Below are 13,360 nucleotides of genomic sequence, written 5' to 3'. Positions count from 1 at the left end.
TTGTAAAATTATTGTCTCTAAATCGTATTACTATCCAAGATAGTCCAAGAGGGAGAAATTAGGATGTCCAACGATAATCTCGGACGGCGAACACTAAAACTGATCTCTATAACTGCTAGGCGTTTGTGAGGTAAATTTTTTAAATGCAGAATAAAAGGTAGACTTTGAATTGAAACCACACTCCAAACCTATGGCTACGATGGTATATTCACTAAACTCATCGTTAGCCAAAAACTTTTTAGCTTGGGCTACACGTAACGAATTTATATAATCTGAAAAATTGAAATCACTGTAAGAGTTAACAAGTCTTGAAAAATAGCTCTTGCTCATACCCAAATCTAAGGCCAAAGACTCCATACCCAATAGCGGATTCAAATACAGCTTATTTTTTATAATATGGTCTTGGATTCTATTAAAATCTTTGCTGTGTTTCTCATTAAAAAAGTCATCTTCATCACTTGAGCCATTTACAGTTGATTGGGGCTTAATCATTACTTTATCTGTTTCAATAGAACTCCTTAATACAATACGGTCTTTTAGAACATTGTATTTATACATCCCTTGATACCCTATCCAATACAATAATATTGAAGAGCTTAAGTTTAAAAATTTATAGGCATATTCACTCCCGGTACTCACTTTAATTGATAATGCTACTGCCCAAAACCCTATAACAATCACACCAAATCTAATAAACCATTTCAACCAATTTAAATCATCATACGATAAAATATATGCTATTAAATGATGGCGTCTAAAAATTATTATAATTGAATTTATAAACAGAAAGATAGTGTAAAGCAGATTAAAAATGTCTTCAACCTTTGTATAGTTGTAGATTAATGTATCATCTTGATTAGGGACCTCATAATAAACATAAGAAATTAAACAAAGTCTAATGATAAGCTCAATGCCAAAAATTAAAATAGAAGTCTTTATGTAATTATTTACCTTGTGCTCTATTTTCAAAAAATAAACAACAAAAGCATAAAACATGGGCAAAATAAACAAGTACCATGGTATAAGCAATTGTTTAACAAGAAATACATCTGAAGAATATCCATTAGCTATGAGCCAACGTTGGAGGTTATTAAGAGAAATAAAAAAAACAATTAGATTAAGAAACACAATAACCTTATCAAACTTCTTTTTTACAAAAAAAGTCACCAGGTTAAAAACAAACCCTTGAACAACTCCAGCAATAAGTAAAAAATTAACAATAGATATAAAATCCATAGTATTAGCTATCTATGTAATAATTTTTAGTGGTTTTTAAATCTTAAATTTAAACAAAAAACCACTAAAATCAACATAGAGCACTAAAAAAGAAAGAAATTTATTAATAAAAGAGGAGGTATAAACGACACATTTAACGGCTAATGTTTCAATTAATTAAACCAAAAAACACTAACAAAACAAAGTCATAAATGTAATTAAGCAAAGATTTATGCAGCAGTTAAATGGTTTTCATGAATAAGATTGTGAACACAATCGTTAGCAAGAGTTTTTTTGTAATCTTTATTAATAACAATATGATATAAATAATAATCTAATATGCTTATTAATCGATTCGTGAAATTTTTTGATGCAGGTGAGGTTTTGGTTTTCATGACTAACTATTTTAATTCAAACTTTGATTATACAACTCTTAAAAAGTTACATGGTAAAATTAATTTATAATTACCGCAAACCGTTAACATAATTTGCACAAAAAATCACTTTTTTTTCTTAAATTTCACAAAATCTACTTTTAATCTACTTGCAATTTTTAAAAAATGCAAGAACAATTTATTAAATATTTAAAGGAAAAAACACAGGACAATACGTCTTTTGTTGATGAAATAGCCGGTATACTAGACATCGGTTATGATGCCGCTTACAGGCGTATCAACCTAAAAACCAGCATCACTCTTGAAGAAGCCGTAAAACTGGCCAGGCATTATAAGGTTTCCTTAAACAAGCTTTTTGAGGTTGGAAGCTCAAATGAGATTGTTGCAGAACTGTCTCCCCCTATTCAAAACCTTCAGGGATTGGAAATTTGGCTTAAGCAATCTATGGGCCATGTTATTCAGCTTAAAAAAATTAAAAATGCTGAATTCATATATTCCTGTAAAGACATCCCTTTATTCCATACATTAACTGATTCCCTTTTAACTAGGTATAAAATGTATGTTTGGTTAAAGGATTTAAATACCGAAATGGCCAAAAGCAAGATTTCCTTTGATGATTGGATGGAATCTATACCGGATTCACTTTTAAAAACCGCTTTTGAGCTTGGTGAAATATATAGACACACCAACATAACTGAGTTATGGAGTGACAACACCATTAATGGCTCATTACAGCAAGTATTGTATTATTTTGAAGCTGGCTTGGTTTCAAAAGATTTGGCACTTCGTATTTGTGATGACATACATGAAGTTATAAACCATATAGAAAAGCAAACTATAGATCAGAGTATTGGCGATAAAAACGACCAGAATTCTTTTATGCTATACAAATGCGATTTACATATGCTCACAAATACAATAATGGTAGTCACACCTTTTGGAAAATTATTCTTTTCTCCTTTTACAGTATTAAGTTATTTCAAAGTTGAACACAAAGAAACTTGTGAGATGATGTATGAGTTCCTGCAAAAACAAATGTCTAACTCGAAACTATTAGCTACTGCTGGAGAAAGAGACCGTACATTGTTCTTTAAAAAAGTACACCAAAAAATTTCCATTGCCAAAGAACGCATTAAAATGGATGATAAAATGACTTACCTTTAATAATCACATTTGTTAAACCTTGTTAAAAACTTGACTTTCTGCATTTTTTCATTATATTATAGGTTATGGTTTATACAGATAAAGAAAAATATTCAAACATTTTAGAAGACTCAATAACCTATCTAGAAAACAAGGGTTTTGAAAATATTAAAGCAGATCTTGAAGGTTACGAAACACCTAAATCGTATTTAAAAAAAGGAAGTGATATTGCCGTCACCCCTGATATTGTAGCTACCAAAGAGGGAAGAAAACACCTGTTTGACGTGAGCTTAAAATCGGAAAAGCCGAAGCTCTTAAAATCTAAATGGCTATTCTTAAATACACTCAGCAATTTAAAATCTTATAGATTTAAATTAATCACCACTAGGGGACACTACAAGTTCACCCATGAAATGCTGGATGCCATTAATCTAAACGACAAAAACTTAATCAAGATTTAAAATAATTTTAATCTTTTGTAACATTTACTGTTATTCTTACGTATAACTACTAGAAAAGAATTGCAATCCCTATAAAATATCGATAGCATTACATGAGACAACTTAAAATTACGAAGCAGGTTACAAACAGGGAAACTGCTTCGTTAGACAAATATTTGCAAGAAATTGGCAAAGTAGATTTAATTACTGCTGATGAAGAGGTAGAATTGGCACAACGTATTAAAGCTGGTGACCAAGTCGCTTTAGAAAAGTTAACCAAGGCTAACCTACGTTTCGTGGTTTCTGTAGCCAAACAATATCAAAATCAAGGCTTAACCCTTCCCGATTTGATAAATGAAGGTAATTTGGGTTTAATTAAAGCTGCCCAACGTTTTGATGAAACTCGTGGTTTTAAATTTATCTCCTATGCGGTTTGGTGGATACGTCAATCGATTCTTCAGGCTTTGGCCGAGCAATCCCGTATTGTACGTTTACCGCTTAATAAAATTGGATCTATTAATAAGATTAATAAGACTTTTGCCTTTTTAGAGCAAAGCCATGAGCGCCCTCCAAGTGCAGAAGAGATTGCAAAAGAGTTGGACATGACCATTAACGATGTTAAGGAATCCATGAAAAACTCTGGTCGCCATGTAAGTATGGACGCGCCATTGGTTGAAGGTGAAGATTCTAACTTATATGATGTATTAAATAGTGGAGAATCTCCAAACCCAGATAAAGAATTATTACACGAGTCTTTGCGCACAGAAATTGAACGTGCTTTAGAAACCTTAACACCTCGTGAAGCAGATGTTATTCGTTTATATTTTGGCTTAGGCAACCAACACCCTATGACCTTAGAAGAAATTGGAGAAACTTTCGATTTAACTCGGGAACGTGTGAGACAAATAAAGGAAAAAGCCATTCGCCGCTTAAAACACACCTCGCGCAGTAAAATTTTAAAAACTTATTTAGGATAATTATGTAATTACCCCTAAATTACGGCTACAAACAGTTTCACATAACTGTTCGTTTTTTGATTGATGAAAGGACCCCCGGCTGATTACCGGGGGTTTATTTTTAACTCGAAATCTCTACCCAAAGGAGAGAGACTTCAAAAAAGAGTTTTCTATATTTGCACAAACATATAAAATCACTACCTCCAATGAGTTCTAAGTTAATTGCCCCCTCTATTTTAGCAGCCGATTTTGCTAATCTACAACGTGATATTGAAATGGTAAACCAAAGTGATGCAGATTGGTTTCATATCGATATTATGGATGGTGTTTTTGTTCCCAATATTTCTTTTGGCATGCCTGTTTTACAAGCCATTGCCAAGCATGCAAAAAAAACCATTGATGTACATTTAATGATTGTAGATCCGGACCGTTATATAAAAACCTTTGCTAATCTAGGCAGCAATGTTTTAACGGTTCATTATGAAGCATGCACCCATTTACATAGAACGTTACAAGCCATAAAAGCCAAAGGCATGGAAGCTGGTGTTGCCCTTAACCCCCATACTAATGTTAATGTTTTGGAAGATACCATTAACGATATAGACCTAGTTTGCTTAATGAGTGTTAACCCTGGTTTTGGTGGACAAAGCTTTATTGAGAACACTTATAATAAGATAGCTCAACTAAAAGCACTTATTCTTCGTAAAAACGCAAAAACACGCATTGAAATTGATGGCGGTGTAACTAACAAAAACGCAAAAAAGTTAGTCGATACAGGTGCCGATGTTTTGGTTGCTGGTAGCTATGTATTTAAAAGCAGTAATCCATTGGAAACCATTAGTGATTTAAAGAAAATTGCCAACGCTTAAAACTGTTTTAGCATATATTTAATCAAATCGGTTGTGGTTACGATGCCTACCAGAATTGAATCGTCTACAACAGGTAAAGCATGAAATTCCTTTTCTGCTAATATTTTAGCTACTTTTTTAATGGTTGTACTACTACTTACCGTGACCAAATTTTTTGTCATAACCTGTTCTATACTAAACATATTGTAAACTACAGTATCTATATCTCGGTCATCATCAGTAGCATCAGCAAAACTAATTTTTAACAAATCGGTGTAACTTAACATACCTATTATGGATTCTTCCTTCACCACAGGAATATGCCTAATATGATGCCTTTTGAATAAGGCTTCGGCTCTGGTCAAGTCATCGTTTGTATTTAAAGCAATAAGATTTTTTGTCATTATTTCTGAAACTGGAGTCAATGCTTTCATAGTTCATCCATTTTTAAATTACAATTAAAATTACATCATTAAGACAAAACCATTTATGATAATTATCAGTAATCATTAAAACTTAAAACTGACTTAAAAGATATTTAATAATATCAGTAGTAGTAACAATACCTACCAACTTATTGTTATCTACCACTGGCAATGCATGAAACTCTTTAGTCGCAAAAATTTCAGCTACTTCCTTTATAGAATTTGAAGAAGATACCGTAACTATTTTTTGTTGCATGATCTGCTCAATAGTAAACATATGGTATACAAATGCATCTGAATCCATATTTTCTTTTTCTCCATAATCTGAAAACTTAAGACGCAGCAAATCGGTTTTGCTTAACATACCTATTACCACATTATTGGTTACAATGGGAATATGTCTGATATTATGCTTTTTAAAAATTTTCTCTGCCTTTTCAAGGCTATCTTTCTTACGTAACGTAATAACATGCTCGGTCATTATCGTTGAAATTGGTGCCTTACGTATCATGGTTTAATAGTATATGCTTGATAACTTTAAAATTATGAAACCGAGGCAAAATATATTATGACTTTAATCATACATTTGATAGATTATATGATGTTAATCGGAATTAATAGCCATTAAAAGTGCTTTCAATCATTTTAACAAAATAATTCGTATATTTAGTTATAACCAACTACAAACCATTTCTTTACCTACTTCTACTTGGTAAAAAAAATTATTAATTAATTCTTTAAAAAAAAGTTATGAAAACTCAAACCAAAATTTTGATGCGCATCATGCTATTGGCTATTTTCTGCCTCTTCATTACAAGATGCTCTACCGAACAACTAAACCTTGAAGGCAACTTACAGGAGAATGCTCTAACCTCTAGGACAGTAAACTCTAAAAAGTCTGACAAAGTCAAATTTAACTTTACGACTCATTTATCTGGAGATAACGAATTCCCTAATCCTGTAGAGACTAATGCTACAGGTCAAGCAATAGTAAGGATAAGCGAAGACGAAAGTTGGATTTATTATAAGCTTATTGTTGCTAACATTGAAAATGTAACGATGTCTCACTTTCATATGGCAGAAGCGGGAGCAAATGGAGGTCCGGTTGTATGGCTTTACAACAATATAAATGGGCAACCCTCAGGTACTTCAAATGGAATATTAGCTGAAGGTGTAATAATGGCCGACGATATTATTGGAGGATTAGCAGGAAATATGTCTGGCCTTATTTGGGCCATCAGAAATGGCAAAATCTATGTAAATGTTCATACTGTTGCATATCCAGGAGGCGAATTAAGAGGTCAGTTATAAAAAGTGTACCAAGGGGTCAAAGTTCTTTTTTGACCTCTTGTTTTTTTTATTAATACCCCGCATAATTAAAATTAAGCATCTGCTTAATTTTAGCATATACCTGTGGAAACTCACTCTTAAAATCGCATGGGGTTTCTATAAAATTTTCTATGGCTACCGCTAAAAATTCAAATTGGTTAGTATAAGCATATTTTCTAAAGTATTTAGATGATGTGATGGTATTTCTAAGGGTTTCATCTTTAGACAGCAATTCAGAAAGCTCTTTAAACGAATCACTAAAAATAGTAGAGCTTATATCACGTTCCTTAATACTATTGATGTGAATGGCATGTGTAAATTCATGGATACCTAAATTCAAATTATCATTATCAATGTCAAACCCCTTTACAAAATCTTCCCAAGACAGCACCAAAGCCTTGAGTTTGGGATTAAACTCCCCCTTGTGATAGGCGTTATTGGATTTAGAATAAAACTTAGTAGGATAAACAACAATTTTAGATATCAAACCAATATAAAAGTCCCTAAAGCCAAAGGTTAGCATGACAGCCGTTGCAGCAAGTAACACTTTTATTTCATCATTTACAACCAATCCACCCCTTCCAATAAAATCTTTATCAATAATAAAGGAGGCCACACGATGTTCAAAATAGCGTTTATTTTTATCGGTTAATTTATTGTAAAATCTAAATTTGGTTTTCAGAATTTGTTTTTGGTCTTTACTAAGTCTTCTTTTAAACCAATAAAAATGCACGTAGTATGGTTTCCTGTGTTTTAGCACATAGCCCATTTCAATCATTTTTATAGCAAAATGAAAAAACATATAAGCTAGTGCTGCAAAGAAAATACCTAGTATAATTTTACTGCCCAGTGTATATTTTATTATAAGAAAACTAAAAATCACTTTATAAATAACGCCTTTACTATTTCGAAATTACGTTAATCCTTTTAAAAAAGATAATTTATTGGTTAAAAAGCACAAGGTTTATCAATTACGCCCAACTGACTAGAGAATTTAAATTATGGAAAGATTGGACTTGAGACCTTATTTTATTAAAACTGTTGAAACTAAATATTTTCAATCTCAAAAAAGTTTTGGTCTTTTTTAAGGCAATATCATTGTTAAATACTTTGCAGGTGTAAACAATAATGAGTAAAAAACTCTCCGTCGACCAATAATAATTGAAGGTTCCAGAATCAAGTAGAGTAACATAAACGTCATAGCCAATATTTTACTCTTTTCATTCACCTCTTAGCAAGAAAATAATAGATTGCAAATACATTCTTAAATTCAAGGCTTTGGTAATTTTTTAAAATAGACTCCAATCAATGATTTTTATACCTGATTCCCTGAAATTCGTTCTGTAAAAAGTCTTTGCCTAGTAATAGTTAGAGTTAATTTTTCGAAACTATCTTTCTTCATATTTTGTTATACTTGCAAAATGATTTCTTAATATTTTACCTATTAATAGGCGATATAGACTAAAAATATTTTATTAGTGTCAAGCCTATAAAACTATCCTTTTTAAAATTTGACAAGAAAGGTTCATTATCGGCTATATTATTAAATAGACGCCCTTCTAACTCGAGTTTCATAGTGTTTCCCATTCTCCTTGAGGCTTCAATACCAATAATTTTACTACTCTTTTCCAAATCGGTTATAATTCCCAATAGAATGGAGGTGTCCTGCACATCATTAAAGGCAATTCTCGAACCAAAAAAAAGATCATTTTGTAAAGCACTAAATGCAAGATCTCCCCTTTCATCATAAAGATACTCAAGTATCAACCCAATATCAATACCTGAACTTTTTATGTTACTAATGGTATATTCAAATCCAGCCGTAAGCGCTAAAAATTTCTGAAGCCCACTTGACCTATAAATAGATTCCAGTTTCCATAAAAAGGTATTATTGGTAATTTGCAGATCAAGGCCTACTTGATGAATAATGGGATATAAGGCCGCAACTCCTTGGGCATTAAACTGAACAAGGGGTTCCCGTCCTGTTCCATAAAAATACGATAATCCTAAATCAACACTGTTAAAGCTATTTCCGTATCTTAAACTAACATCCTGATGCCATTCTTTTACCGAACTTTCGTAAAGCACATCATCAGTTTTAATGATTACTGGATATCTGAATCGTCCTTTTGCTCCTGGCAAGGTTCTTTTTCTGTGATAGGGCAAATAAAAAAGATCGAAAGTTCCCAAATTTGTGTAAATTGAAAATTGTACCATGGGTTGCCCCAGTTTTTCTTCACCATCAAAACTTTCAATGGCATCTGTCTGATTGATAACATCAACCAAGTGGTTACTCTCGGTAACACCCCAAAAGACTTTTTTCAAACCAATACTTAACTCCCAGTTCCCTTTTACCTTATGGAAATAGAATTCCCTAAAATCAAAATGAGTTCTTTCATCATCACGATCAACCCTTACAAACCCCTCAATATTAATACTATTACCACCCCCATTCAAATCTATAGTATATTTAGGTTTTAATGCCAACGATGGATAGTATCTTGTCTGTGAATAGAATGCCGGTGCTTCCAGAAAATATCTATTTTCTAATTCAATATCCAGCTCTAGATCATGATGGAGTTTTTTCCCAGGAGTTTCATCTTGAGCATGTGTAAAACTTAGAAACAAACCTATTAAAATATAAATTATATGTTTTTTCATCATTAACCCTTTTTTGTTTCATCTTATTAATTCACTATAGCCCCATGTATCTACAAACTGTTATGAACTTACTTAATAGCTGTAATTTTGTTTCCAATTTTAAAACATTGGAGGCTTTAATAATGGCTCCCAAATCAAAACATCAACCAACAAATCAAAATCGAAACATCACGATTTCAACTTCTCTTTAAAGCATTTTGGGTGAAATCATCATCTGTTAGGTTCATATCAAAATCGTAGTTTAAAAATTCCAACAGTGTTTCCTTTTTACTTTGGTGGTTCACCATATTCAGTTTAGCTGCTCTCCAGAATTTATTCTTATAAAGCTTATAGTCACTATAAGTCAAGGTCTTTAATAGGGCATTTTTCCTATCATAAAACTCTATGGTTTCTATGCGGTAGCCAGCACCCTTGTTATAGGTCACTACTCTTCTGGTATATCCTGACTTTGGATCGACTGGATATTGTTCAACCACCAAGTGGTTATTTTCCTCCTTCAAAAATTTGTAAGTGTATTTCTCAACTTCCTGTGAAGACAAATCTTCGTAAGCAAATTCACTTCCCACAAAAGGTCCTGATTTGTTATTGGAAGAAATACGTTTCACTCTTTTAATCGAAGGTAAATACAACCATTGATCGTCCGGTCCAACCTTATGGGTATAGGTTAAGGTAGACGTTCCCTTAACATCCTTGGGGCTGCTAAATACAATCAGTGATTTATCACCATCTTCAACCAACTCGAGGGTTCTCACCTCTAAAGCACGTTCACTAACCTGTCCGTTCTTATTCCTTAAAACCATTTTTAAATCGGAGGTTAAACTCTTAAATCCCAGATCAGCTTTTTCAGCTGCTTTTGCGATCTCTAATCCTCTATCCTGTGCTTGGCTAACTGTATAAAGGGCAAGCGATAGAACTACTGTAAATAATACATTCTTCATTTTCTTTTGTTTTTAATTGTTATCTATAAAATAATATTGAGGTATACTTTCTCTTAGCTTTTTTTATTGGGCTTGATAATATTAACACGGCAGGCAGTAACACGAAGTCTATGATTAGTGCTGCTATTATAATAACTACCGTAATTCTGGCCATATAGCTATTTAGTGCAAAGGAGGAAGTTGAAAGGACCGCAAAACCAGATAATAACACTATGGTTGTCGTAACCAAGGCCTTGCCTACTGTTTGAAAGGCATATTCTACAGCTCGATGTGGACTATAGCCATACTCTCTTCTGGCTCTCAGGAATTTACTCATGAAGTGTACCGTATCGTCTACGATGATACCCAGTGTCATACCAAATACTATGACCATTCCAGTATTGATTTGTGCCTTGTATAATGCCCAGATTCCAAAACCGACCAATACAGGCGCCACATTTGGCACTAAACTTAACAGGCCTAATTTAAAATTCCTTAAGGCCAACATAAGCACCAAAGAAATTAATACAAGTGCTATAATGTTTCCTGTAAACATGCTATCCGCTTGTCTGAATCCGAGTTTAGAAAACATGAGCATTGGGCTTACTCCGATGGCATGCATATATTCAGGAGCATTGTTCCTTAACCAATCCTCGCCCCTTTTGGCAAACGCAATCATACTTGGGCTGTCCAAATTTTTAACAGTAACGGTAACTCTAGACTCAGATTTATCCACATTAATCTGGTTGTTTAAATCCAACCCAAATGGTAAGGATAATTCATAAAGCAGTAAATACTGCGCAGCTTCCTCGCGTGAATTCGGAATCTTATAGTACGCCTCATCATCCCCATGCATTGATCTATTAATGCGTCGAGCTACTTCACTAAAGGCATTTACATGAATAACTTCAGGTTGTTCGTATAGCCAATTCTCAAATTCGTTTAGCTTATTTAAATAGTTTGGGTTATTTATACCGCCACTCTCACCACTACCGATGGAATACTCTACGTTATAAACCCCCGTTAAGTTGTCACTTATATAATCGGTATCAGATCTAAATTGAACGGTTTGATCAAAATAATTGATAAACTCGTCATTAAAGCTATTTTTGGTCGATAAATAAGTCAATCCAACAATAATTGCTAAGGAAATAACAGTAACTGTAATGGGCTGTTTAATTACCAAACTTGAAAATCCAGTATACCAGTCAAAATTAAACCTAGAAGTCTTGCTAGAAACTTTCTTATCAACCCTCTTAAATGGAAGAATTGCCATAAGTGCTGGTAAGGCTGTTGTCGAGTACAAGAAGGCCATAGTCATACCAAATGCTACTATATTACCTAAGTCCCAAAATGGTGGCACATCGCCAAAATTCATAGTCAAGAAGCCAATAACCGTTGTTAGACTGGTTATGAAAACCGGCATAAAATTTAATCGCATCGATTCAATTAAAGCACCGTATTTATCCATACCCTCCTTTCTAATTTTCTGAAGCATGGTAATTAATATATGGATGCTATCAGCAACCGCCAAGGTTAAAATCATGGTAGGGAACACGGACGAGGGCGGTGTTAATTTTACACCTATAATGCCTACAAAACCGACCGCACTGATCATGGAAAACAGCACCACTAAGAGGGTAGCTAAGGTGCTTTGAAAACTTCGTGTTAGAATAAAGGTGGTTAAAATAACAATAAGCAGCATAATACCCGTAAGAGCCATATCCTTCATAGAAGCCTCAAAAAAAGCCGTGGTTAAAGGCACCATACCTGAGGTATGGATTTCGAATTGAGGATATTTTTCCCGAAACTTATCAACCATTTCCCTAACGTAATTCATCACTTCAGGCACTTCTAGGGCACTATCTTCCCCTGGGAGTCGAACTGTTATGTTAACCGCAGTTACACTCCCCTCTTCATTAATAATCCTATTGACCAACATGGGTTCGGTTAACGCAATACCCCTAATGGCCTCCATTTCAGAGTCACTCTTATTACCGGAATCGTATAACAAATCGTCGACATATAGATCGTCATTCTCTGCTTTGGTATGTTGAAAATTGGTAATAGCATCGACTCTAGATGAATAGGGTGTATTCCAAGCCTCCTCGGTCAATTCCTCAATGGCGGTTAAATTCTCTTGTGTAAAGACATTTTTGTTCTTTGGTGATAACACCAATATAACATTATCATCCTTGGTGTACTTATCCTGTAAAGCATCAAAGGCTTCGAGTTCAGGATTGGATTTACTAAAGAACACATGGTAATCACCATCAAATTTCATAGCGCCTTGTAGCCCTAAAGCGATTGTTAACAGTACCGCTGAAACGAAAACATACCATTTGTTTTTAATCACAAATCTTGCCCAGTTAATGGCAAATTGGTTTGTTGAATTTTTTATTTTTTTAATCGTATTCATAGTTGACCATTTAATATTGTTTTAAAAGTATCTATCACTGGTTTTGACATTTGCCAATACGTTAGTAAGAGTTGATTTAATCCCACATTGTCTATTATATGAACAGGTATAATGGTTTGAAATACTGCACTATTCCCTCCTCGGATTAACTCACCAAAGGTGCTTTTGAATCGGGCATTTTCTGTAAAAACGTTAATCTGATTCATGTGATATTCAATCTTCTTCATTTGAGTTGGTGAGAGTTTGAAACATCCCATAGCAATTTTGATATACTTGGCTCCTATTTCGATATAAAACCCTGGTACTTCCCTATGTTTTCTTCCTTTAGCACTAATCAATGCCGACTTAAATAATTTATAAGGATTACCATCTTTATTGAATCTCATATCCTTTTGAATCCTGAATACTGCATCACTCACTTGAATATTAATCGATGAATCTTCAGATTTAACGGTTTCCAATACATCTTCGACAAGTCGATTAAATGGCTCATTCACATCATGCTCATATTTGGATTCGTTTAGCACAAACCATTCGCGATTATTATTTCTTTCTAATGCTTCAAAGAATGATATATAAGCCCTGGTAAAATATTTTTTTTCTGCTTCCATT

Annotated in this window: 14 protein-coding genes; 5 read left to right on the top strand and 9 right to left on the bottom strand. The window is 33.5% G+C overall.

The features are described from left to right. Positions 1-93: 93 nt before the first annotated feature. Both MR053_RS05895 and MR053_RS05890 read right to left on the bottom strand, forming a co-directional pair. Positions 94-1,236, bottom strand: coding sequence for a helix-turn-helix domain-containing protein (locus tag MR053_RS05895; RefSeq protein ID WP_242131502.1), 1,143 nt, complete (start codon positions 1,234-1,236; stop codon positions 94-96). A gap of 209 nt (positions 1,237-1,445) precedes the next feature. Beyond that, positions 1,446-1,610: a hypothetical protein gene (locus MR053_RS05890; protein WP_242131501.1), complete on the bottom strand. Its 165-nt coding sequence runs from the start codon at positions 1,608-1,610 to the stop codon at positions 1,446-1,448. 165 nt (positions 1,611-1,775) lie between these two features. On the opposite strand from MR053_RS05890, the gene MR053_RS05885 reads away from it, so the two are divergent. The 4 genes from MR053_RS05885 (at position 1,776) to rpe (ending at position 5,018) form a co-directional block, all read left to right on the top strand. Continuing rightward, positions 1,776-2,774: a hypothetical protein gene (locus MR053_RS05885; protein WP_242131500.1), complete on the top strand. Its 999-nt coding sequence runs from the start codon at positions 1,776-1,778 to the stop codon at positions 2,772-2,774. A 65-nt stretch (positions 2,775-2,839) separates the two neighbouring features. Next, complete coding sequence (locus MR053_RS05880; RefSeq protein ID WP_242131499.1) at positions 2,840-3,214, top strand: hypothetical protein; 375 nt, start codon at positions 2,840-2,842, stop codon at positions 3,212-3,214. A 92-nt stretch (positions 3,215-3,306) separates the two neighbouring features. Then, positions 3,307-4,170 (top strand): sigma-70 family RNA polymerase sigma factor, encoded by an 864-nt coding sequence (locus tag MR053_RS05875; protein ID WP_027137161.1) that lies wholly within the window; start codon positions 3,307-3,309, stop codon positions 4,168-4,170. Between the two features lie 185 nt (positions 4,171-4,355). Then, a complete protein-coding gene (gene rpe, locus MR053_RS05870) occupies positions 4,356-5,018 on the top strand; it encodes a ribulose-phosphate 3-epimerase (protein WP_242131498.1) in 663 nt (220 codons plus the stop codon). On the opposite strand, the gene MR053_RS05865 is transcribed toward rpe, so the two are convergent. Further along, positions 5,015-5,431, bottom strand: coding sequence for a CBS domain-containing protein (locus tag MR053_RS05865; RefSeq protein ID WP_242131497.1), 417 nt, complete (start codon positions 5,429-5,431; stop codon positions 5,015-5,017). The two genes, rpe and MR053_RS05865, sit on opposite strands and share 4 nt — an antisense overlap. 82 nt (positions 5,432-5,513) lie before the next feature. Next, a complete protein-coding gene (locus MR053_RS05860; protein WP_223551144.1) occupies positions 5,514-5,933 on the bottom strand; it encodes a CBS domain-containing protein in 420 nt (139 codons plus the stop codon). 239 nt (positions 5,934-6,172) lie between these two features. On the opposite strand from MR053_RS05860, the gene MR053_RS05855 reads away from it, so the two are divergent. Then, a complete protein-coding gene (locus MR053_RS05855) occupies positions 6,173-6,733 on the top strand; it encodes a CHRD domain-containing protein (protein WP_242131496.1) in 561 nt (186 codons plus the stop codon). Positions 6,734-6,782: 49 nt separating this feature from the next. On the opposite strand, the gene MR053_RS05850 is transcribed toward MR053_RS05855, so the two are convergent. The 5 genes from MR053_RS05850 to MR053_RS05830 all read right to left on the bottom strand — a co-directional run bounded on the left by MR053_RS05850 (position 6,783) and on the right by MR053_RS05830 (position 13,359). Beyond that, positions 6,783-7,553: a zinc-dependent peptidase gene (locus tag MR053_RS05850; protein ID WP_242131495.1), complete on the bottom strand. Its 771-nt coding sequence runs from the start codon at positions 7,551-7,553 to the stop codon at positions 6,783-6,785. Positions 7,554-8,212: 659 nt separating this feature from the next. Beyond that, positions 8,213-9,415: a hypothetical protein gene (locus MR053_RS05845; protein WP_242131494.1), complete on the bottom strand. Its 1,203-nt coding sequence runs from the start codon at positions 9,413-9,415 to the stop codon at positions 8,213-8,215. 173 nt (positions 9,416-9,588) lie between these two features. Next, a complete protein-coding gene (locus tag MR053_RS05840; RefSeq protein ID WP_242131493.1) occupies positions 9,589-10,350 on the bottom strand; it encodes an outer membrane lipoprotein-sorting protein in 762 nt (253 codons plus the stop codon). A 19-nt stretch (positions 10,351-10,369) separates the two neighbouring features. Then, entirely contained in the window at positions 10,370-12,748 is a 2,379-nt protein-coding gene (locus MR053_RS05835) for an efflux RND transporter permease subunit (protein WP_242131492.1), read from the bottom strand. Further along, complete coding sequence (locus MR053_RS05830) at positions 12,745-13,359, bottom strand: TIGR02453 family protein (RefSeq protein ID WP_242131491.1); 615 nt, start codon at positions 13,357-13,359, stop codon at positions 12,745-12,747. The genes MR053_RS05835 and MR053_RS05830 overlap by 4 nt, the downstream gene beginning before the upstream one ends. Position 13,360 lies beyond the last annotated feature (1 nt).

It is taken from the genome of Aestuariivivens marinum, assembly GCF_022662175.1.
Lineage (GTDB): Bacteria > Bacteroidota > Bacteroidia > Flavobacteriales > Flavobacteriaceae > Aestuariivivens > Aestuariivivens marinum.
The sequence above is the reverse complement of the archived record's forward strand: the minus strand, read 5'-3'. Positions and strand labels throughout refer to the sequence as shown.